Raw genomic sequence first — 21,798 nt, 5'->3', positions numbered from 1 at the left:
TCATTTGCCACATTATAAGTATTGGTATCGCCAACCTGACCGTTTATTTTTTTTGTTGTAATTACGTTTTCAGCGTTGTCATCATCTACATAACTAATTGTTAAACTCGCGTTTCTTTCATTTTCATTGGTAGCTAAACTTGAAGTAGCTGTTGAAGAAACTGCAACCTTTGAGGCTTCACTTGTCGGACTAGTCGTAGAATCTTCTTTTTTTAAATCTCGATTAGCAACGGTTGATTCAGTAGAACTACTGCTTGCTAATTTGTTAGTTGCCAAATTTTTATCTTTACTTGCCACAACTGCTGCTGCAGAACTCTGACCAACACTTTCCGAATTATTAGAACTACTTACACTCTGAGTAACAGTATTCTGTACTTCTTTTCTATTGTTTACAGAATCACTAGTTTTGACCTTATCAGCACTGGTGCTTTGCTCTGCAATACTTGAGCTAGATGCCGCTTTACTTGTAGTTTGAGTGCTATCTTTACTTACCGTTGAAGTTTTAGCCACTACAGAACTAGATTCAGAACTAGTATCAGCCTGAATACTTATCTGATTAAAGAAAATTCCACTTCCAAAAAAAAGGACAGTAACTCCCGCAAATAACCACGTTCGTCCTGCCTTAAACATTTTAAAATGTTCTTTTCCTTCTGCTAAATCCCTTTGTAAGCTCCAATTTAGCTTACTATAGTTACTTTTTTTCATGACATTTCGTCCCCCCTTTGATAATACTATCTGCAGCCTGCTAAACGCTTACATTATAGCATTATAAGAAATGATTAGCACCTTAAAAGAAATAAATATTACGGTTCAACTAATTTAGTAATAATATACTTTTGCAAACAATTTATTTTGTCTGTTACACACAATCTAAAGAAAGTTGTATGATTCGTTTTTCAATCTCATCGCGTACCTGCCGAAACACATTTAAAACCTCTTCTTCGTTACCAATTGCTTGTGCTGGATCTCGCAAAGGCCAATGAAGTTTCTTAATAGTGGCTGGGGTTACTGGGCAACGATCACGGGCATCTCCGCATAGGGTTACTATATAATCACAGTTTGCCAAATAGTCTGCATCAATTAACTTAGAAGTTTGCTTTGAAATATCAATTTGTTTCTCTGCCATAACTTTCACAGCAAGAGGATTTAATCCATGTACTTCAATTCCGGCACTTGCAATTTGCCAGTCATTTCCCAAAATTTGTTTTGCAAGACCTTCTGCCATTTGGCTACGACAAGAATTACCAGTACATAAAAAATAGATTTGTGGCATTTCTAAATTCCTCCTAAAATACAAAAAAGGAAACTCAACTAATGAGTTTCCTTTTATTATAACTTATTTATTTTTTTGAAGCAGTCTTACGACGTTTGGCTTCTTTTTCACGTTCATTTGTATTTAAAATCTGTTTACGCAAACGTACATGTTCAGGAGTAATTTCACAATATTCATCTTCATTGATGAATTCAAGTGACTCTTCAAGAGTTAAATGAGTTGGTGTCTTGATTTTAGCCATATCATCAGATCCAGCAGCACGAACGTTAGTCTGGTTCTTACCACGAGTGATATTAACTGAAATATCATTTTCACGGCTGTTTTGACCAACAATCATTCCTTCATAAACTTCCAAACCTGGGTCAACAAAAATTGTGCCTCGGCCTTCAATACCCATGATTGCATAAGTAGTCACTTTACCAGAGTTAATTGAAACCAAGGTTCCGTTACGACGACCAGGGTTCCAGTTTTTAATAACTGGCATGTACTTTGAAAAGGTATGGTTCATAATTCCGTAACCACGAGTCATTGATAAAAATCCAGTGGAATAACCAATCAAGCCACGAGTTGGTGCCAAGAATGTTAAACGTGTTTGACCATTGTCAGTGGTTTCCATGTTCTGCATTTCACCCTTACGTTGTGACAAGCTATCGATAATCGAGCCTGTATATTCGTCAGGGGTATCAATTTGAACAGTTTCAAATGGTTCGCAAAGCTTGCCATCAATTTCCTTGTAGATAACTTCTGGACGTGAAGCCTGTAATTCATAACCTTCACGACGTAAAGTTTCAATCAAAATTGACAAATGCAATTCACCACGACCAGAAACAATCCAAGCACCTGGATCGTCAGTGTCTTCAACACGTAGTGAAACATCAGTATGCAATTCCAACTTCAAACGTTGTTCCAGTTGACGTGAAGTGACAAACTTACCTTCACGACCGGCAAATGGCGAATCATTAGTTCTGAATGTCATCTGCAAAGTAGGCTCATCAATCCGAAGCAATGGTAAAGCTTCCTGGTGGGCAGGATCTGTAACCGTTTCACCAACGAAAATATCTTCCATTCCAGAAACAGCAATTAAATCTCCAGCCTTAGCTTCATTAATTTCCAAGCGTTTCAAACCAAAGAATCCAAACAACTTGGTAACTCGAAAGTTCTTAGTTGAACCGTCAAGCTTCATAACAGTAACGTTATCGCCAACTTTAATTTTACCGCGGAAAATGCGACCAATTCCTACACGGCCAACAAAGTCGTTGTAATCTAACAGTGCAACTTGGAATTGTAAGGGTTCTTCACTATTATCAACTGGTGCTGGAATTGTTTTGATAATTGTGTCAAACAATGGCTTCATTGTATGCTTTTGCTCAGCAGGATCACTAGAATAACTAGATGTTCCGTTTAACGCACTAGCGTAAACAATTGGAAAATCTAATTGATCTTCATCAGCACCAAGTTCAATAAACAGATCTAAGACCTCGTCGACAACTTCTTCAGGACGAGCGCCTGGTCGGTCAATTTTATTGATAACTACAATTGGTGTTAAATGTTGTTCCAAAGCCTTCTTAAGCACAAAACGTGTTTGTGGCATTGTACCTTCAAAAGCATCGACAACTAACAAGACACCATCAACCATGCGCATAATTCGTTCAACTTCACCACCGAAGTCCGCATGTCCTGGGGTATCCAAAATATTAATTTGTTTGTCGCCATACCGAACGGCTGTATTCTTAGAAAGAATCGTAATGCCTCGCTCACGTTCGATCGCATTGGTATCCATTGCCCGATCCTCAATATGGGTGTGTTCGTCCAATGTATCTGATTGCTTTAGCATTTCGTTCACCAAAGTTGTCTTACCGTGGTCAACATGGGCAATAATTGCGATGTTTCGAATATCATCTCGTCGTTTCAAAAGTGTTTCTCCTTTTCCTGGGTATCTCCATAAAAAAACTGCGACTAGTTTGTCACAGTCAGACTACCTAATCATATTTAGTATATCTTTGTGTGTATCTCTTGTTGATACTAATACATCATTTGATGATAGCATATCAACAGGTGTTCCGTCAACCTTTGTCACCGAAAGATCAAGGGTTTCTGCTAAAATCTTTCCTGCAGCAAAATCCCAAGGCATTAAATGAGAAATGTAACCGTTTTGCTTTCCCGTTAAGACCTGAATAAATTCAATTCCCGCACTACCAATAATGCGAACACCGGAACTTGCCTCATCAATTGCTTGCAAATGATATTTATCGTGAATCAGCATTGGCCCGCTGACTCCCAATAGACCATCTTTTAAACTAATATTTGCTGGTTTAGGTAATTGGCCACTCTGGTTAAACACACCCAGTTGCGGACCACCCCCATAAATAATGTCACGCATGACATCCATAATGTATCCAAGCACGCCCGTGCCATCTATATACAAAGCGATCATCACTGCAAAATTATCGCGTTGTTTGACAAAATTTAAAGTACCATCTAACGGATCAATGATCCAAACGTGTCCTTGCATGTCGGTAACGCGATCTCCTTGTCCTTCTTCACCCAAAATTTTTGCTTCTGGATCAAGCTCTCGAATATATTTAATTATCTTTTTTTCATTTGCTTTATCGACATTTGTTACAAGATCTTTGCGACTACTTTTTTCTGCAACTGACAAGGGATCATGTAGTTCACCCAACACATCCTTGCGAATTTCTTTCAACCAGCCGCGAATAACTTGATCGGTTTGTCTTAAATTTTCCATATTGTTCATAACTCACCTATTTGCTTAATGGTCCAATTCTCTTTCTATTTGAGGTTTGAGCAGCTTTCACAGCCACATACATATCAAATCCGGAAGCTTGTAAAAACCTTTTGGTTAATTGTTTTTCTTCAGATTTACTCTTCACAATTTGTTTGAAATCACGATATTGATTTAAAAACAATTGACGATCAATTCCATTTAAGAATGCTGTTTCCACCGCGGTGTATAAAGCAACCACAGTTGTAATTTCTTCTATCTCCCACTCTGGCTCTAACGGGTACGCGTAATTTTCACTCATCACTGTATCCTTTCTCATAAAATCAGTTAGCTACATTCTACCCCTTTTATCACAGTTTTAAAAATGTTCTTACCCGTTTTTATTAATTGTAAGTATGGTAAAATAATTTTGAAGAAACATTTGGAGGTTTTGAAAGTGATAAAAATGAATGACATCACCCGTGATGGTGATCCAGTATTACGAAAACGCGCAGAAAAAGCAACATTTCCATTAACAGCTGATCAAAAGAAATTAGCTGATACCATGATGGAATACTTGGTAAATAGTCAAAACCCAGAGATTGCAGAAAAATACAAACTACGGGCTGGTGTTGGCTTAGCAGCTCCCCAAGTTGGCGTTTCTTTGCAAATGGCCGCCGTTTTGGTTCCCGGTGGTAAGGATAAGCCAGTTTTATTTAAAGATGTTCTTGTTAACCCGGTGATCGTTAGTGAGTCTGTTCAAGTTGCTGCTCTCGAAGAAGGAGAAGGTTGCTTATCGGTTGATAAAGATATCCCTGGTTACGTACCTCGCCATGATCGTATTACACTCAAATATCAAACTGTTGATGGTGAAAATAAGAAGATTCGTTTGAAGGATTATCCGGCAATTGTTTGTCAACACGAAATTGATCATTTGAAAGGCACCCTTTTCTATGATCACATTAATAAAAAAGAGCCGCTTAAGATTGATGATGATGCCGTCATCATTGGCTAATAAAAATAGAGATGGGAGTTTTCCCAATCTCTATTTTTTATTCCACTTTATGCAGATCTTCAATATACTCTCTTGTAGGTTCATTAATGACATTCGCGACATCCACGTGTAACTCTTCATGATATAGCCAAATATCAGTCACGCAGAAGACAGGATATTCATACTTACTAGGAATTTGATTATCCTTCGCATATTTTTCTACGACTTCATTAATCCAGTGCCGTAAAGGCTCCAATTCACTTTTTTTCAAATCTGTTTTTCCAAATGAAAATTCGAAAGCTAACACACCACGTCCCCAGATATCCGAAACTAATTCAGGTTCAGTACCGACCTTATCAGAAAGGGTAATTTTTTGTTCATCCAATGCATAAGAAACTTTCTTCATGGCCAAGGCCACATCCTTGCGACTAGCCTCCTGCACAACTAATAAAGCCTGCTTGCGTTTGCGCCGCCGAATAGCATAGCTACCTATCAAACCAATTACGATAAGCACAATCAAAATATCTAGTATGATCATAGTTTAGCTCCTTTACTTATTAACCCCATTTTAGCATAAATCCCCCGTTTTCAATGGTTTATAGCGTTCCAATTCTATACTTAAAGAAGTTGGTATGCTAAAATAAGTATGTTAATCTTTAGCGTTGCTTGCTTTTTAACAGCTAAGCTTAGATATCTTAAATTTTCTTAAAAGGAGCACATGTCATGATTTTTAAAGTTTTATTCCAAACATCTGCAGAAACAACCCCTAAACGGGAAGCTACCAAATCTATTTATCTGGAAGCACCAACAAAAGAAGATGCTATTCAGTTGGTTGAGGATAATACAGATTACAACATTGAATTTGTTGAACCACTTGAAGGCAAAGCTTTAGAATATGAGCAAAATAGTGATAACTACAAATTAACGACGTTTTAAATTACAATATATAAAATCAGGAAACTCACCTTGCAATGTTAGATGGGTTTCCTGATTTTTTTGGATCAAAAAAGCCGGAAATCAATTACTCTCCAGCTTTTTGTTTTTTTAAAATTTATTTAACACGTCCTGCAAAGCTTGGTGCAAAGTAACTGCTGATTGTTTCAACATCAACATTTTGACCAGGTTGTGGAGCAGCAACATATTGGTTATTACCAATGTAGATAGCTACATGGTAAGTTGAACCTTTAGAACCCCAGAAAATCAAATCTCCTGGTTGAGCCGCAGAAACAGATTCTGTTGTGACATAGCTTTCAAGGGCAATAGTATTATGAGGTAAGCTAATCCCTTCAGCATTCTTATATACATAATCAACTAAGCCAGAGCAATCCATTCCGCTTAAAGTAGAACCGCCCCAGAAGTAAGGAATATTGGCATTAGCCAACTTGACAGCAAGACTTACCACTGAACCAGAAGTTAAAGCAGAACTGCTTGATGTGGTTGTAGTTTTGGTTGAAGCACTGCTTGCAGTTGTTTTAGAACTTGATGAAGCTGCTGAAGTAACTGTTGTCTTAGCTGCACTAGAAGGTTTCGTTGCTGTGCTACTTTGAGTTGAACTTGTTGAATAAGCTGTCTTCACGGCTACAGCACTTGATTTAGGTGTTGCACTAGAAGCAACACTCGAACTAACTGTTGAAGCTACAGATTTAGCTGCGCTAGAACTCTGTGCTGCACTGGAACTTGGAGTTGTACTTGAAGCTGCACTACTTGAGCTTTCAGAAGTTACAGAACTTGCGTCTGTTGAAGAACTTGACACACTCGAAACTGAAGAACTTGTTGACGCAGCTTCAGCCTTGCTTGAACTGGAAACTGACGCTGATGAAACTGAGCTTTCACCTGCAGCTGAGGTTGATGAACTTTGAGCAGCTGAAGAAGCAGCCTTATATTCAACCTTTGGTGCAGTGCTTTTAGCAGCATTGCTACCAGAAACAGGAGCCTTTAAGGATTGACCAACCAAAATTAAATTACTGCTAAGTCCATTAGCTTCTTTAATCGAAGCAACAGAGACACCCTTATCTTGAGCAATTTGCCATAAACTATCGCCCGCTTTAACAGTGACTTTTATGTACTCTTTTGAACTTGCTTCGCTTTGTTTTTGATCTGTTGTTCCAGGAATTTCAACTTTTTGACCAACCAAAATTAAATGTGACTTTTGATTGATTTTATTTAAAGTCTCAATACTCTTAATGGAAACATTATACTTTTGAGAAATGCCCCAAACTGTGTCATTTTTGGCAACTTTTACTGAATCAGCATTAACAGTTTGTGTAGCTCCAGCGATAAACAATCCAGCCGCACCTGCAACTCCTGCGAGTACTACCTTTGTTGTTTTAGAATTACTGTGTGATTTAACCATATACCCCACTCCTTTAATTCAATTTCTAAAGCTATAAATAATCATTTTTAAACAATTAGTATAAACCTAATAAATTTACTAGGTGTATTGTAGCACGAAATTTCGTAAAAAAATAGCCTGTTTATGCATATATTTCCGAATAAGCTTTTGGAAAAGCATATGAAAGCTTGCTACTAAAGTTGTTAAGGTATCCGTTTTCCTTTAAACTTTCTTAAACTTTTTTTTGTTTCTTTTCTAAAGCGAACGCCTGTTTCAAGCACTGTTACAAACATGTTACAGTATTTGGCGATTGTTACATAGTCTTGTAACATTAGGCCTTTACACTCTGATTATCAGTCGTTTCCATAATGTATAAAAATTCCGTTTTGACGAATTTTATACATTTTCAAGTACCTAAATTTAGTCATTTTTTCATAATATTCAGACTGAAAATATTTACAAAAAACGAGGCTGCAACAAAACATAGTTTTGCTGGCCTCGTTTATATATTTTCCCATAAATTATTTCTAAAAAGTGAAAAAAGTCAGATTCTTCTGCTTAGTCTAGATTGTGCTCAGAATCTAACCGCCTTTTCCTCACTCTTTTTTAAACTTATTTATTTTGTTGATTGAACTTTAACCGGTCGCCAGATTCCTAATATGATCCCAGCTACAATCGCACCAACAACAACGGCCAAAACATAAAATAATCCGTTTGAAGCCAAAGGTAATACCCAAAGACCACCATGCGGTGCAGGAACACTAACCCGCCATAGCTGAGTCAAACCGCCTCCAATTGCTGAGCCGATTACACTAGAAACAATCACATGCAGTGGATCAGCAGTGGCAAATGGAATTGCACCTTCCGTGATAAAAGAAATACCTAATACCCAATTAGAAATACCAGCTTGGCGTTCCTGTTCCGTAAATTTCTTGGGCCAAACAGTTGTGGCAATCGCAGTAGCAAGTGGTGGAATCATCCCACCAACCATAACAGCAGCCATCAGTTTGCCGTCGCCAGTTGATGTATAGGCTGCAATTGCAAATGTGTAAGCAGCCTTATTGAATGGACCTCCCATATCCAATGCCATCATGCCGCCAAGAATCGTCCCTAGCAAGACTGCATTCCCGGTCCCCATTCCGTTTAAGACATGGGTAATCCATGCATTTACAGCTGCAAAAATTGGATTAATGATAAAGAACATTGACACACCAACAATTAGCAAACTCAAAATTGGGTAAAGTAGCATTGGCTTCAGACCTTCTAAACTTCTTGGAACCCCTTTAAAGACCTTTTTAAGCCAGTTCACTACAATTCCGGCTAAGAAACCAGCTAACAAACCACCAATAAATCCAGAAACACTAGTAGTTTTCATGATATTGGCAGCCGCCGTATTGGCCATAAAACCGCCAACAACACCTGGCATTAAAGCAGGCAAATCACCAATTGATTCCGCAATATAGCCGGCCAAAATTGGAACTAAAAACGCAAACGCATAGTTACCTAAATGATTAAAAAACAAGAAGTACATACTATGCGAACCCACATAACGTTCTAGAATAAATGATAACGCCATGATAATTCCGCCACCCACAACGAAAGGCAGCATATGCGAAACACCATTCATCAAATCTTTATAGATTTCATTCCAAAGACCGCCATTTTGGCCCTCTTCAGAATCACTTGGTTCATCACCGTCAACAGCCTGATAAATCGGTGCGTTGCCAGCTTCAATTTGATCTAATAATTCGTCAGATTTATTAATGCCATCAATTACTGGTCGGTTTAATAATTTTTTACCATTAAAACGCGCCATTTCCACCTTTTTATCTGCGGTAATCACGACGCCATCAGCTCTGGCAATGTCCTCAGCGGTCAAACGATGTAAAACGCCTTCAGAACCATTTGTTTCAACTTTAATATCAATATTTTTTTCTTTAGCGGACTTTTTTAAAGCAGCTTCTGCCATATACGTATGAGCAATCCCGTTTGGACAAGCAGAAACAGCCACAACATAAGGGCGTTTACCATTATCTTGAGGGACATCGCTTGTCTTAGATTCTTTTTCAGCATCTGCTTTTTCCTGAGCCTCTTTTGCCGACTGGGCATCAGAAAAGAGCTGTTGCACCTCATCAGGAGTCTTAGCTTGTTTCAGTTTAGCAACTAAATCTGGATTAATTAATAAGCTAGATAAGGAAGCTAAAGCCTGTAAATGAGTATTATTAGCACCTTCTGGAGCGGCAATCATAAAGAATAACTGAACTGGTTGCCCATCTAACGCATCAAAGTCGACCCCGGCTTCACTTTTAGCGAAAAGAACTGTGGCTCGTTTTACGGCCTTGTCTTTAGCATGAGGCATCGCAATCCCATCACCAATTCCGGTTGTGGATTCTTGTTCCCGTTTGATGATGTCGGCCTTATACAACTTCTCATCATCAATCACACCCTGTTCAAAATACTTATGAACCATTTCATCAATAACTTCGTCTTTTGACTTAGCTTTTAAATCCATGATCATGACATCCTTAAGTAATAATTCACGAATATCCATGAGATTCTCGCCTCCTAAAATTCTTCTATTTTAATTTGTGGTAATATTTCATCAATTTTTGCCTTGGTCGCAATATCTGCAGAAAAGGCTGTGGCACTTCCACAGGCCAATCCGTAACGGAAACTTTCCACTGGATCGTGAGTAGCATCAAAAGTCCCGGTAAAACCAGCTAACATTGAATCTCCGGCGCCGACAGAATTTTGAACGGTCCCCTTTGGCGCGGCACTGCGATAACAATGATCCTTGGTAACTAACATCCCACCATCACCTGCCATTGAAATCATGACGTTTTGCGCACCCATGGCGATTAATTTTTGTCCATACTTTTTAATTTCAGCTAGGCTATTGAGTTCAACTCCAAATAAATCAGCCAACTCATGATTATTAGGCTTAACAACCACTGGATGCGTTGGCAAAGTTTTCTTGAGCGCCTCACCAGTCGTATCCACTGCATATTCCGCATGTCGTTCCTTAACCTTTTGAATTAGGTCAAAATAAAAGGTTTCGGGTAAACTACTTGGCACACTTCCAGAAAAAATGACCACATCATTTTCTTTCAACTCATCAAATTGGGAAACAAACACTTGCTTTTCGGCCTTTGTAATTTTTGGACCCGCTGCATTTAATTCAGTTTCTTGATCAGCTTTGAGTTTGACATTAATTCGAGTATCATCTGCAATCTTAGTAAAATGACTATCCAAGTTTAGCTGATTAAGTTTGTCACTGACAAATTCACCTGTAAACCCACCTAAAAATCCCCAGGCTTGATTGGCATAGCCAAGTTCACGTAAAATTCGTGAAACATTAATTCCTTTACCACCTGGGAATTTATAACTGGTTTCAAGTCGATTGACTTCACCCAAATTTAATTTTGGAAGTTGAACCACATAGTCTATCGATGGATTCAAAGTTACCGTATAAATCATTTTTCAGCCTCCATTATTCTTTTTGTCTGATCAAATTCTTGTAAAACTTCTTTATCGTGCTCATCAGTAAGTAAAACACCAGCACCTAGTTCAGCAACTTTCGCAAACGACACTTCGTTTAATTTACTTTTATCTGCAAGAAAATATCCTAACTCACTTTGAGCTAGAACGGCCCGCTTCACAGCCGCTTCATTTGGGTCCGGAGTTGTAAACCCGTATTTAGGATGAACCCCGTTCACGCCCATGAATGCCTGGTTAAACCGAAAGTTTTTGATCGTTTCGACTACATCCGCACCAATGATGGCCTTAGTGGTGTTTTTAAGTTCACAACCTAATAAATAAGTTTTCACATTAATGTCTGCTAACTTTGAAGCCAATTGCACACCATTTGTGACTACCAGAACAGAGCTTAAAGTTGTCATAAACGGAATCATCGCTTCAGTCGACGTCCCTGCATCCAAATAGATAACTTCATCAGCCCTAATCTGTTGAACAGCCAATTTAGCGATTTTTTGCTTCGCCTGAACGTTTTTGGAAGACTTTTCTAAAACACCTGGTTCGCTTTGCAAAGTAGTAATTTGGGTTGCCCCACCATGAACACGCACAAGTTTTCCCTGATCTTCTAACTCTTGCAAATCACGGCGCACCGTAGAAATTGAGCAGTCTAACGTTTGCACCAGTTCTTGAAGTTTGACGATGCCATCTCGATTAAGCTGTTTGATTATTGCTTGTTGTCTTTCTTCTGTAAACACTTTCATTTCACCTGCCTATAGTAATATAGCACCAATTTCGTTCAAAATCAATCATAAAAGTTCATTTTTTACTAGTCAATTATCAAATTAATTATATAAAACGTTTTCAAAGCTTAATTATCAATTTCTGAATGAATACTTTGCTTTATGTTTTTGGGTTGCTGTTTGCGAATATTAACCCCTAAGACATCGATAAAGAAAGCCACAATTGGAATGCCCACAATCAACCCCCAGGTTCCAAACAATTCATCACTTACGATTAAAGTGATGAAAGTCACAAATATTGGCAGTGCCGTAGCATTTGCCATAAGCCGTGGGTGTAAGAAGTACGATTCAAAAGCATGCACAAGGACAACCAAGATTAATACTTCTAGGACCGTAATTAGACCGTTAACGGAAAAGCCAATTACCGCAAGTGGAATAAGTGAAATTAACACACCAGCAACCGGAATAAGGCCCAAAACAAAAACAACTAAGGCCAGAACTAGTAAACTCGGCATCCCAATGATCCACAATCCGATAGTCATGAGAATGGTATTAATGGAACAAATAATCAGCTGAGTTTCAATAACCGTTCCGAAAATCAAAATAAATTTATCAGCCAGCGTATAAACATTAATAAACAAACGATTATAGCGACTATGCAAAAAAGCATGGCCAAAATTACGTAAATGAGTGTAGGTTAAATTGAAAATAAAGCTTAAAAAAATAGCCATTAATACATGTTCTAAGCCACGACCGACATGACCCAGTTTTACTAACCCAGTCAAAGCTAAATCTGAACTATGTTTCAGAATAGAAGAGTTATGAATGGCCTTTTGAGCCCAAGTATAAATTTGTTTGTCAAAAACGGGATGTTTGTCGATTGTCGCTTCAACTAGTTTAGGCAAGCCGCTAAACTGATCGACCAACAGCGGGGTTGCAATGCTAACAATCATTACAAAAAGACCGATTGTCACCACATACAAAATAACGGTAGCAAAGGGTTGATTCAGAGGTAAAATTTTTCGTAAATTTTTAGTTCCCACGTGCCCAAGAAAAGAAAAAATCACGACAAATAAAATCAATGACAAAAATGGTTTCAATAAAAATAAAATAAGAATAATCACAAATAACGTTGTATACAATTCAACGTCATCGCGTTTCATAAAACTTAGAATACGATCCAAAAGACATCCCTCCAACGCATGTTTAATATTAACATAGCATTAAATTACCCATATTAAAACCACGGCATCAGCAAAAAAGCATTCCTTTAGACATTCATCGAAAAAGATGAACTGCTCCAGAAATGCTTTCAAAACGAATGTTTAGTTTTTAATTGAGCTTCTAAAAAGTGGTTCTAATGGCTCATTGTTGTGAATCATCTTAATCGCATTACCCACTAATGGGCCAACTGACATTTGAACCAGTTTATCAAATTGTTTTTCTTTGTCAATGCGAATAGAATCGGTCACAACAACTTTCTCTAACTGAGAGTTTTGGAGAATTTCAGGTGCGTTTTTAGAGAAAATAGCATGCGTTGCGCAACCATAAACTTTTGTAGCACCGGCATTTTTCAAAGCCGTCGCCGAAATAGTAATTCGGGTTCCCGTATCAATCATATCATCCACGACAATACAGGTTTTCCCCTTTACATCACCAATTATTTCAGTAGGAATTTCATCAAGTGACTCACTAGATTCCACATTCCGATTATCAATGATGGCAATCGGGGTTCCTAATAACTCCGCCATGGTTCGTGCACGAGAAACACCCGCATGATCAGGTGATACAACTACCAAATTATCTGTAATCTGATGATCCGTAAAATAACTGGCCAATAATGGAGCTGCCACTAAATGATCAACTGGAACATCAAAGAAGCCTTGAATTTGAGCTGCGTGTAAGTCAATTGTTACAACCCGAGTAATCTTATCCATTTCCAGCAAATCAGCAATTAGCTTTGCAGTAATGGGTTCACGTGACCGTGCCTTACGATCCTGACGCGAATAGCCATAGTAAGGAATAACCACATTGATTTGACTCGCGCTTGCTCGGCGAAGCGCATCAACCATAATCATAAGCTCCATTAACATATCATTTACTGGTTCTGAAATTGATTGGATTACATAAACTTCAGCCCCACGGATACTTTCATCAATATTAACCTGAATTTCACCATCACTAAAACGATTGACAGTCGCTTTACCAAGTGGAACTCCGGCTTCTCTAGCAATTTTTTCAGCTAACGGTTGATTCGAATTTAGCGTAAAAAGTTTCATGCGTTGCTTAGCGCTATCTGATGTCATGACATCCTCCATTAAAACTCTCAAATTTATCCCGACACCATTATCGCAGTCCTGGCAAAAAAGCGCAACACCTTTAAGCCTTCATAAAACTTTGCGGCGTAATTCCTGCCATCCCAATCATGGGATCGATTATTTGATCTTGGACTTTACTGATGGTTAAAACAGTGTCGGGTACCGCAGATTCCCCTGATTTTTTTTCTACTTTAGCAGTGACTGGCGCTTTTATTTCTGTTTCGACTTGTGGCACAACTTTTTTTGTCGCAACTAAAAGATCGGATTTTGTTTTTGCAACCTGTTTTCCATCAAAAACAGTTAACAAACGCTGTTTCAAGGTAGTCCGTCGATTAACGGCTAAATTGTTCACGCACTTTTCGAAGGCTGTTTTATCCCCCAAGAGAATTAACAAAGATTCTGCCCGGGAAACTGCAGTATACAACAAATTTCGTTGTAACATCCGTGAATATTGCTGAACCATTGGCAAAATTACCATCTTGAATTCACTACCCTGTGATTTGTGAATCGACGTACAGTATGCCAAGGTAATTTGAATCCAATCCTTGCGTCCATACGTCACTTCAGTCTCGTCAAAATCAATCACTAATTTATCTTGTTTATCAGTATTATCTTTGTCCTTAGCTGAAATAATCCCCTTAATGATCCCCATATCACCATTAAAAACGTTATTTTCTGGGACATTAACTAATTGAAGGACTTTGTCACCAATCCGAAAGTGTTGGCCACGAAATTCAACTTCTTTGGTCCGCGCGTTTTTTTTAGGATTTAAGATCTTCTGCAATGATTCATTCAATCGATCGATACCGGCCATCCCCCGATACATCGGTGCTAAAACCTGAATATCTTGGGCGGTAAATCCTTTTTGCTCGGCCTTATGGACGACCTGTGAAATGACACTATCTACTTGACTAGTTGAACAGGCAATAAATGAACGATCTTTTTGGTTTTTGGTAAAGTCATCAGGCAGCCGTCCTTCTTTAATCGCATGGGCAAGGGGCACAATGCTTGAACCATTATCTTGTCGATAGATTTTGGTTAACTCAATCTTAGGAATAACTTCACTCTTCAACAAATCATTGAAAATCTGACCAGCACCAACAGATGGGAGCTGATCCTTATCGCCCACCAAAATAACTTTCATGTTATTGGAAATTGCCCGCATCAAGGTTTTAAACAAAAAGGTGTCTACCATCGACATTTCGTCCACAATTAACAAACTGCCTTCAAGATCTTTCGTTTCTTGGTCAGGATTTGTTTCACGACCGGTTAGTCCCAGCATCCGATGAATCGTACTTGCTGGTAAACCTGTCACTTCACTCATCCGTTTAGCTGCCCGTCCAGTTGGTGCCGCTAATAAAACCGGAAACGGATTATCATGATACTCATTGACGTCTAAAGAAAAATCATTTAACGTGGCAAAAGTTTTGACAATCCCATTAATAATGGTTGTTTTACCAGTTCCAGGACCCCCGGTTAGTAAAAACAACTTTGACTGCATTGCCTTTAAAAGAGCTTGGCGTTGAGAATCATCATAGGTAATGTGAAACTGTTTTTGTGCTAAATCAATCGCACCTTGAATTTCATCAGATTTAAACGTGTGCGTTTCTTTGGCATCATGCAACCGTTTGACGTGCTCAGCAATTTGCCATTCTGCTTCAAATAAATTGCGTAGATAAATTCGATTCTCTTCCCCAACAACCTTGCCATCCTTAGCCAAACTAACTAATTCATCGGCTACTTTTTGCGGATCAACGGCCTGATTGCGACTATTTTCCAATAGCCCTAACGTCGTTTTTAAAAGTGAACGGGCATCAGTATAGGTATCACCATTAGAATTACTGATGTCACTCGAGGCCGTTAAAATAGCGCCATCAATCCGTGCCGGTGCATCAAACGAAATATCTAAAGCTTCCGCAATTTGATCAGCTCGCTTAAAACCAATTCCATCAATATCTTCGATCAATTGATACGGATTCTTGTGCAGAATATCGAGGGTTTCTTCACGGTATTTATTATAAATACTAGCTGCTAGCTGACTCCCGAACCCATAACCGTTCAAGCCAATGATGATTTGTTCCATTCCATTATTAGCTTTAAGGACGGCAACTAAATTTGCTTGCATTTCTTTTTTAAAATTTAAAGGTGTTAAAACGTCTGGATCTTGAATAATTTTATCAATTGCGCCGGTTCCGAGTAACGCCACAATCTTTTCAGCCGTCTTTTTACCGATTCCTTTGAACTCGTCACCGGATAAATAAGCAACTAGCCCCTCTTTCGTTGTTGGTGTGGCACTCTCGTAATTAGTTGCCTGAAACTGAGTTCCATACTTCGGATGGGTAACCGTGGCACCCACAAAACGATAGGCTTGTTCTTCTTTAATATCACCAAAGCTACCGGTTACCACGATTTCATCTTCATGCCACTCCAAATTAGTTTCACTGATTTTTACCAGTAAAACTTTATAAAAACTATCCGGACTAGCAAAAAAAATCGCAGAAACTTTGCCCACCACAAACTGAGGTTCCGTTTTAATTGATTCAGTATTTTGCGAATCTTCATCAAATAAATTAAGCGATTCGTTTGGCATTACTTATCATCCTTTGTTTTAGCATCTTGATCACGCGTTTGGATAAATTTCTCGATATCTTCAAGGCGCTGTTGACCTTTTTTAAAATAAGCTGGATCTAATTGTTTTGCTTTTTTAAAGTACTCAGTTTCTTTTTCACCCTGTACCAAAGCAATTAATCCGCGTTCAAATTGATACTTGCCATTTTTTTCGTTGGCATGAAGAGCCTGATCATAGTAACTCTCGGCATGAGCAAAATCTCCCAATGCTAAGAAAATCTCACCAATTAACCCATTGATCGTTGGATCTTGTTGATGTTTGGCCTGTGCAGTTAGCACAAATGCCAAAGCAGTTTTATAATCATCTTGTGCGACATAAGTTTGAGCAATCATCAAATAAGCATCACTTTTAAGCGATGAATCTTTGACCAACTGAAACTGAACTAAGGCTTTTTTGAACTCGCCAGCCTCGTAATACGTATTCCCTAAACCATAGTGCAACGTATTTTGTGCTTGACTGTTCTTTTGAAAACGTCCTAAAGCTTTCATATACAATTCTTCTGCTTGCTCAAAACTGTTTGCTTGGGTCAAAAAAACGCCTAAATTATAATAGCGATGAAAATCATCTGGTTTTGCGTCAATTGCTTGAACTAACAATGATGCTGCTTTTTGAGCTTTTTGTTTGGATGCTTCGCGTTTTAAATCTTTTTTTTCTGTCATGTTTACCTCAAATCATATCAGTCGGGTCAGCCTTGCGGGCAATATAACTTGTATCATTCCATTTAATTAATGAAAATGTTTGGCCAGCATCAAAAGTCTCTAAAATTGTCGTACTTGTATTTGATAGGCCGCCCCGTTTACGCAAATCCTGCAAATCAGTACCTAGCAGTGTATTCACCAACGCGTTCAAGGCTGCTCCGTGACTGACAATCAACACATTATCCGTAGGTTGGCGATAGATATCTGTAATTCGATGAATAGACGGTTTCATTCGTTGGATAAGTTGTGGAAATGACTCCCCTTGAATGGCCCGTGGATCATATTGATCGGGATGATTCTGAAAATCATCAAATTCGCGTGGATATTTCTTTTTAACATCCGTAAACTTCATACCTTCCATTTTACCCAAATTAAACTCACGCAACCGACTTGCAATTGTCAGCGGCGTTGGATGACCCTGAAGTTCATCCAAATCATGTTGTAAAGTATTACCCGTAACACGAGCACGTCGAACTGGGCTCACATATATATGACGAAAAGCAGTTAAACTTAGATGCTTAGCCAAGGCATCAATCTCCTTGTAACTTTCCTTCAGGAGTGGTGAATCTCCTCGTGCACCCTGATAACGGCCTTCCTGATTCCATTCAGTTTTTCCGTGGCGAATAAAATATAATTTAGTCAACTTAATCTTCCTTTTCATCTATTGCTAAAACTATTATGCCAGTCTAGCGCAGAAAATTCAAAGTAAACAAAAGCCGTTTACGCTTCCCCATGGAATTGCAAACGGCCTTTTATTTTAATTTTTAGATGTATTGTAAAACTTTATCATTACTGTAAGCAGCATCAATAATCCCGCCACCTAAACACTCCTCACCGTCATATAAAACAACGGCTTGGCCTGGTGTAATGGCACGCGCAGGGTCATCAAAATCAACTGTCATCTGAGTACGATCCTCGTTGAAGTGAACAGTGACGTCAACATCCATTGCACGATAACGGAACTTTGCTGTACAACGGAATGAATCACCACGATCAACAATATCATTTACAAAATGAAGATCAGATGCAACCAATTGATCGGCATATAAATGCTCATTATGGTAGCCTTGACCAACATACAAAATATTCTTCTTCAAATCCTTACCAATAACAAACCAAGGATCATTATTTTGGCTACCGCCGCCGATGCCAAGACCGCGACGCTGACCAATTGTATAATACATCAAACCAGCATGCTCGCCCTTAACTTCGCCGTCAACTGTCATCATCTTGCCAGCCTTAGCAGGTAAATAATTGCCCAAAAACTCTTTAAAATTCTTCTCGCCAATAAAGCAGATCCCAACTGAATCCTTCTTATTAGCAACTGCTAAACCGGCCTTCTCAGCGATCTTACGAACCTTAGCTTTAACCATGCCCCCTAATGGAAACATGACGTGATCTAATTGTTCATGAGTTAGCTGATTCAAGAAGTAAGTTTGGTCCTTATTCATATCCTCTGAACGCAGTAAATGCTGATTGCCCTGTGCATCACGCTCAAGTTTTGCATAATGGCCAGTAGCAACGTAATCCGCACCTAAACTAATGGCATAATCCAAAAAGGCTTTGAATTTAATCTCATTATTACAAATCACATCTGGATTTGGCGTTCGGCCCTTTTTATACTCATCCAAGAAGTATGTGAACACACGGTCCCAATATTCCTTTTCAAAGTTAACCGAATAGTAAGGAATTCCAATTTTTGCAGCGACTTTCGCTACATCCTTGTAATCCTCAGTTGCAGTACAAAAACCATTCTCGTCGGTGTCATCCCAATTTTTCATGAAAACACCAACGACATCGTAGCCCTGTTGCTTGAGCAAATAAGCTACGACTGATGAATCAACACCACCACTCATGCCGACAACGACACGAGTTTTGCTATTGTCTGTCATCAAAATCACCATCATTTCTATCAGATTCTGGAGAATCTACGATTGAAGGTCGCAACATCCAGTAACGACCATTATAACAAAGTAAGCAAATCCTGAAAAGCATTTACTATTTATTAGTTAGTTTAATCTGAAACGTTGAACAACAATCGCAATTTAATGACATAAAAAAGATTATACCAACTCAAACTATGGCATAATCCTTCGAACTAAGCTTTGACAAAAACTTCACGGGTAACCATATCATCTAAAATGTAGTGATACTGTTCCACAAGTGGTTGGTCATTTTCTTTGTTAAAAATATTGACCCGCTTCAAACCATTAGCCGTCGTTACTGACATTTTAAAGCCACTTAAATCTTTAGCAAAGATAATGCGTAATTTGTTTCCTTGTTTGTATGGAGAAGTCGGATCCAAAGATCGTTCAAACACAAAGTTACCTCCATTAGAAACGATGAAGCCCAAGTCTCTTAACGTGTACTTCTTTACTTCCGGACTTATCTTATACGTATCGTGATCACCATCAACTTTTACTTCTGTTGTAAATGCCATTATTTCACAGCCTCCTTAGTTTTTAAACGCTGAATAATTTGAACTAAATTATCAACTAAATAATCTACATCTTCACTTGTATTATATTTTCCAAAACTAATTCGAATGGATTCCCCAATGCGTGGTGACTCTTTTCCATACATTGCAATTAACACGTGGGATGGTTCTAAACTACCCGCGGTACATGCAGAACCACCAGACACTGCAATTCCATTCAGATCCAAGTTAGTTTGCATCACGTAGGTTGAAACACCCCTAATCCAAAGATTAAATACATGCTGTAAATTGTTGGGATCCAATGTACCATTTATCTCAAAATCAATGTCAGCTTGTTTCAGGCCATCAATAATTTGTTGTTTGAAACCTTGATACTTCGTCTGCATCTCAGATTTTACTTCTGGGGTTAATAAAGAAACTGCTTTTGCAAATCCAGCTATGCCTGGCACATTCTCGGTACCTGCTCGGCGCTTATCTTCTTGTTCGCCACCCTTTAGGAAACTTGGGAAGTTGACACCATCCCTTTTGTATAAGAAACCTAAGAACTTAGGACCATTCAATTTATGTGCAGAGGTTGACATTAAATCAATGTGGTCGCGTTTAACATCAATATCCAACAAACCATAAGCCTGTACCGCATCGGTATGAAACCAAGCTTGATGATCCTTTAAGATCTCCCCAATTTCATGAATTGGCATGTGACTGCCCACTTCATTATTCCCCGTCATGATAGAAACTAGGATCGTATCATCACGTAACGCAGCCTTTAAATCATCCAAACTAATTAGACCTTCCTGGTCAACTGGTAAATAAGTCACTTCATAACCGATTGATTCTAAATAAGCTAAAGGTTTCAGAACTGCAGGATGTTCAATCGCTGTCGTGATGATATGTTTACCAAGCGATTGACGAGCAATTGCAGTTTGCATAATCGCCGTATTATCACTTTCAGTTCCGCCACTTGTAAAGATAATTTCATCTTCATTGGCATTAATACTGTCTGCAATCACCTGACGACTCTGATCTAATACCATTCGTGCCTTCCGTCCAAACGCATGTGTACTGGAAGCATTACCAAAGTCTTGACTCATTTCTGAAGTGATTTTTTTAACCACTTCTAGTGCCATGGGCGTGGTTGCTGCATTATCAAAATAAACTTGCTTCATTTCAATTCTCCTACTCATTTTTCAAAAATTCTTTTAATTCTCAAATAACGCTAACAGCATCTTAGCTGAGCGTTTGCCAGCATCAATAATAAAATCATCAAAAGACACGCCAGCATTTTCATCGCCAACATCTGACATTGCGCGAATGACCACGAATGGCACATTGAATTGGTGGGCAACCTGCCCGATTGCACAGCCTTCCATTTCACAACAAAGTGCATCAGGAAAGTTATTCAAAATAGTTTGAATTTTGTCTGAACTACTAATAAATTGATCACCAGTAACGATTAGACCTTTTTTTACCGTTAATCCTGTTTTATGACCAGCGTCCACAATTTCAGCTACTAACTTAGGATCTGCATCAAAACGAGCAGGTTGACCTGGTAATTGTCCTAGTTTATAACCAAATGCAGTCGCATCAACATCATGATAGAGGGTCTGGGTAGAAACAACCACATCACCCACAGACAATTCTTTACCAATCCCACCCGCAGAACCGGAATGGATTAAAGCATCCACTTTGAAATTTGTGACTAATAAAGCCGCCGTGATCCCAGCCTCAACTTTACCAATTCCAGAACGCACCAAAACAACCTCGGTATTTTGAATTGTTCCTTCATAAAAAGTAATCCCATTAATGTCAGTCTCGTTTGTTACTGTTAATGCACTGTGTAAACTTTTAATTTCTTCTTCCATCGCACAAATTACGCCATACTTCATTTCCTATTCCTCATTCCACAAAAAATAATATTAAATAAACAATCACAATTGCCACAAGTAATCCAAAAATAATCCAGTTTAAACGTTTACCTAAATTGCGGCTTTTACGTTCTGCTGTACTTCGAATTGTGGGCTCTTCTTCTGGAGACGCGTCTTCAGCATGTGTTCGAGCATAATCTCGTTCAACTTGAACCCGTTTCCGATCTCGCTTTTCAAACTGCTCATTTTCTGCCTGTTTGCGTTTTTGATAGTCTTCACGAGTCAGACCGTCTTGTTGTTCGTCATCCTTCACAGTT

Annotated in this window: 22 protein-coding genes; 2 read left to right on the top strand and 20 right to left on the bottom strand. The window is 38.7% G+C overall.

Annotated elements, in window-relative coordinates; translation table 11 throughout:
• The 5 genes from PPA04_RS04745 to PPA04_RS04725 form a co-directional block, all read right to left on the bottom strand.
• Positions 1-704: KxYKxGKxW signal peptide domain-containing protein (locus tag PPA04_RS04745; protein ID WP_147206729.1), on the bottom strand; the 704-nt coding region annotated here is incomplete at its 3' end.
• Between the two features lie 154 nt (positions 705-858).
• Entirely contained in the window at positions 859-1,272 is a 414-nt protein-coding gene (gene arsC / locus PPA04_RS04740) for an arsenate reductase (thioredoxin) (RefSeq protein WP_057783871.1), read from the bottom strand.
• Between the two features lie 67 nt (positions 1,273-1,339).
• Positions 1,340-3,184, bottom strand: coding sequence for a translational GTPase TypA (typA, locus tag PPA04_RS04735; RefSeq protein ID WP_057783873.1), 1,845 nt, complete (start codon positions 3,182-3,184; stop codon positions 1,340-1,342).
• A 63-nt stretch (positions 3,185-3,247) separates the two neighbouring features.
• Positions 3,248-4,018: an inositol monophosphatase family protein gene (locus PPA04_RS04730; protein WP_057783875.1), complete on the bottom strand. Its 771-nt coding sequence runs from the start codon at positions 4,016-4,018 to the stop codon at positions 3,248-3,250.
• 16 nt (positions 4,019-4,034) lie between these two features.
• Complete coding sequence (locus tag PPA04_RS04725) at positions 4,035-4,316, bottom strand: UPF0223 family protein (protein ID WP_229923075.1); 282 nt, start codon at positions 4,314-4,316, stop codon at positions 4,035-4,037.
• A 135-nt stretch (positions 4,317-4,451) separates the two neighbouring features.
• Between PPA04_RS04725 and def the strand changes: the two genes are divergently transcribed.
• Positions 4,452-5,009: a peptide deformylase gene (gene def, locus PPA04_RS04720; RefSeq protein ID WP_147206727.1), complete on the top strand. Its 558-nt coding sequence runs from the start codon at positions 4,452-4,454 to the stop codon at positions 5,007-5,009.
• Positions 5,010-5,046: 37 nt separating this feature from the next.
• Here the strand turns inward: def and PPA04_RS04715 are convergent, their stop codons facing one another.
• Complete coding sequence (locus PPA04_RS04715) at positions 5,047-5,526, bottom strand: hypothetical protein (protein WP_057783879.1); 480 nt, start codon at positions 5,524-5,526, stop codon at positions 5,047-5,049.
• Between the two features lie 185 nt (positions 5,527-5,711).
• On the opposite strand from PPA04_RS04715, the gene PPA04_RS04710 reads away from it, so the two are divergent.
• A complete protein-coding gene (locus tag PPA04_RS04710) occupies positions 5,712-5,924 on the top strand; it encodes a DNA-directed RNA polymerase subunit epsilon (protein WP_057783881.1) in 213 nt (70 codons plus the stop codon).
• Positions 5,925-6,039: 115 nt separating this feature from the next.
• On the opposite strand, the gene PPA04_RS04705 is transcribed toward PPA04_RS04710, so the two are convergent.
• The 14 genes from PPA04_RS04705 to PPA04_RS04640 form a co-directional block, all read right to left on the bottom strand.
• Positions 6,040-7,341: a C40 family peptidase gene (locus tag PPA04_RS04705; RefSeq protein WP_057783883.1), complete on the bottom strand. Its 1,302-nt coding sequence runs from the start codon at positions 7,339-7,341 to the stop codon at positions 6,040-6,042.
• Between the two features lie 595 nt (positions 7,342-7,936).
• Positions 7,937-9,871: a PTS fructose transporter subunit IIABC gene (locus tag PPA04_RS04700; RefSeq protein WP_057783887.1), complete on the bottom strand. Its 1,935-nt coding sequence runs from the start codon at positions 9,869-9,871 to the stop codon at positions 7,937-7,939.
• A gap of 14 nt (positions 9,872-9,885) precedes the next feature.
• On the bottom strand, positions 9,886-10,797 hold the full coding sequence (pfkB, locus tag PPA04_RS04695) for a 1-phosphofructokinase (RefSeq protein WP_057783889.1): 912 nt from the start codon (positions 10,795-10,797) through the stop codon (positions 9,886-9,888).
• Positions 10,794-11,555: a DeoR/GlpR family DNA-binding transcription regulator gene (locus tag PPA04_RS04690; RefSeq protein ID WP_373865366.1), complete on the bottom strand. Its 762-nt coding sequence runs from the start codon at positions 11,553-11,555 to the stop codon at positions 10,794-10,796. Before PPA04_RS04690 ends, pfkB begins: the two co-directional genes overlap by 4 nt.
• Positions 11,556-11,662: 107 nt before the next feature.
• Positions 11,663-12,718: an AI-2E family transporter gene (locus PPA04_RS04685; RefSeq protein ID WP_057783894.1), complete on the bottom strand. Its 1,056-nt coding sequence runs from the start codon at positions 12,716-12,718 to the stop codon at positions 11,663-11,665.
• Positions 12,719-12,859: 141 nt separating this feature from the next.
• The gene (locus PPA04_RS04680; RefSeq protein ID WP_057783896.1) at positions 12,860-13,840 is read right to left on the bottom strand and encodes a ribose-phosphate diphosphokinase; all 981 of its coding nucleotides are present in this window, start codon (positions 13,838-13,840) and stop codon (positions 12,860-12,862) included.
• A gap of 73 nt (positions 13,841-13,913) precedes the next feature.
• A complete protein-coding gene (recD2, locus tag PPA04_RS04675; RefSeq protein ID WP_057783898.1) occupies positions 13,914-16,442 on the bottom strand; it encodes an SF1B family DNA helicase RecD2 in 2,529 nt (842 codons plus the stop codon).
• Entirely contained in the window at positions 16,442-17,140 is a 699-nt protein-coding gene (locus PPA04_RS04670; RefSeq protein ID WP_057783900.1) for a tetratricopeptide repeat protein, read from the bottom strand. Before PPA04_RS04670 ends, recD2 begins: the two co-directional genes overlap by 1 nt.
• Before the next feature lie 7 nt (positions 17,141-17,147).
• Positions 17,148-17,822, bottom strand: coding sequence for a histidine phosphatase family protein (locus PPA04_RS04665; RefSeq protein ID WP_068805470.1), 675 nt, complete (start codon positions 17,820-17,822; stop codon positions 17,148-17,150).
• Positions 17,823-17,943: 121 nt separating this feature from the next.
• Entirely contained in the window at positions 17,944-19,071 is a 1,128-nt protein-coding gene (gene mnmA / locus PPA04_RS04660; RefSeq protein ID WP_057783904.1) for a tRNA 2-thiouridine(34) synthase MnmA, read from the bottom strand.
• A gap of 206 nt (positions 19,072-19,277) precedes the next feature.
• Positions 19,278-19,619, bottom strand: coding sequence for a DUF1831 domain-containing protein (locus PPA04_RS04655; RefSeq protein WP_057783906.1), 342 nt, complete (start codon positions 19,617-19,619; stop codon positions 19,278-19,280).
• Positions 19,619-20,782, bottom strand: a complete 1,164-nt coding sequence (locus PPA04_RS04650; RefSeq protein WP_057783908.1) for a cysteine desulfurase family protein — start codon at positions 20,780-20,782, stop codon at positions 19,619-19,621. Before PPA04_RS04650 ends, PPA04_RS04655 begins: the two co-directional genes overlap by 1 nt.
• Before the next feature lie 33 nt (positions 20,783-20,815).
• The gene (locus tag PPA04_RS04645; protein ID WP_057783910.1) at positions 20,816-21,502 is read right to left on the bottom strand and encodes a 5'-methylthioadenosine/adenosylhomocysteine nucleosidase; all 687 of its coding nucleotides are present in this window, start codon (positions 21,500-21,502) and stop codon (positions 20,816-20,818) included.
• A gap of 10 nt (positions 21,503-21,512) precedes the next feature.
• Entirely contained in the window at positions 21,513-21,794 is a 282-nt protein-coding gene (locus PPA04_RS04640) for a nucleoside/nucleotide kinase family protein (RefSeq protein ID WP_057783912.1), read from the bottom strand.
• Positions 21,795-21,798: the final 4 nt, after the last annotated feature.

Source organism: Pediococcus parvulus, from assembly GCF_007990205.1.
GTDB classification, from domain to species: Bacteria; Bacillota; Bacilli; order Lactobacillales; family Lactobacillaceae; genus Pediococcus; species Pediococcus parvulus.
This window is presented reverse-complemented; position numbering and strand designations above follow the sequence as displayed.

What these genes read in the sequence shown, in the direction of transcription:
- PPA04_RS04645 (WP_057783910.1), bottom strand. Translation starts at nt 21,502, where the DNA reads ATGAAGTATGGCGTAATTTGTGCGATGGAAGAAGAAATTAAAAGTTTA.
- recD2 (WP_057783898.1), bottom strand. Translation starts at nt 16,442, where the DNA reads ATGCCAAACGAATCGCTTAATTTATTTGATGAAGATTCGCAAAATACT.
- PPA04_RS04715 (WP_057783879.1), bottom strand. Translation starts at nt 5,526, where the DNA reads ATGATCATACTAGATATTTTGATTGTGCTTATCGTAATTGGTTTGATA.
- PPA04_RS04725 (WP_229923075.1), bottom strand. Translation starts at nt 4,316, where the DNA reads ATGAGTGAAAATTACGCGTACCCGTTAGAGCCAGAGTGGGAGATAGAA.
- PPA04_RS04650 (WP_057783908.1), bottom strand. Translation starts at nt 20,782, where the DNA reads ATGAAGCAAGTTTATTTTGATAATGCAGCAACCACGCCCATGGCACTA.
- PPA04_RS04705 (WP_057783883.1), bottom strand. Translation starts at nt 7,341, where the DNA reads ATGGTTAAATCACACAGTAATTCTAAAACAACAAAGGTAGTACTCGCA.
- PPA04_RS04700 (WP_057783887.1), bottom strand. Translation starts at nt 9,871, where the DNA reads ATGGATATTCGTGAATTATTACTTAAGGATGTCATGATCATGGATTTA.
- PPA04_RS04670 (WP_057783900.1), bottom strand. Translation starts at nt 17,140, where the DNA reads ATGACAGAAAAAAAAGATTTAAAACGCGAAGCATCCAAACAAAAAGCT.
- PPA04_RS04680 (WP_057783896.1), bottom strand. Translation starts at nt 13,840, where the DNA reads ATGACATCAGATAGCGCTAAGCAACGCATGAAACTTTTTACGCTAAAT.
- PPA04_RS04690 (WP_373865366.1), bottom strand. Translation starts at nt 11,555, where the DNA reads ATGAAAGTGTTTACAGAAGAAAGACAACAAGCAATAATCAAACAGCTT.
- mnmA (WP_057783904.1), bottom strand. Translation starts at nt 19,071, where the DNA reads ATGACAGACAATAGCAAAACTCGTGTCGTTGTCGGCATGAGTGGTGGT.
- PPA04_RS04710 (WP_057783881.1), top strand. Translation starts at nt 5,712, where the DNA reads ATGATTTTTAAAGTTTTATTCCAAACATCTGCAGAAACAACCCCTAAA.
- PPA04_RS04730 (WP_057783875.1), bottom strand. Translation starts at nt 4,018, where the DNA reads ATGGAAAATTTAAGACAAACCGATCAAGTTATTCGCGGCTGGTTGAAA.
- arsC (WP_057783871.1), bottom strand. Translation starts at nt 1,272, where the DNA reads ATGCCACAAATCTATTTTTTATGTACTGGTAATTCTTGTCGTAGCCAA.
- PPA04_RS04655 (WP_057783906.1), bottom strand. Translation starts at nt 19,619, where the DNA reads ATGGCATTTACAACAGAAGTAAAAGTTGATGGTGATCACGATACGTAT.
- pfkB (WP_057783889.1), bottom strand. Translation starts at nt 10,797, where the DNA reads ATGATTTATACGGTAACTTTGAATCCATCGATAGACTATGTGGTTCAA.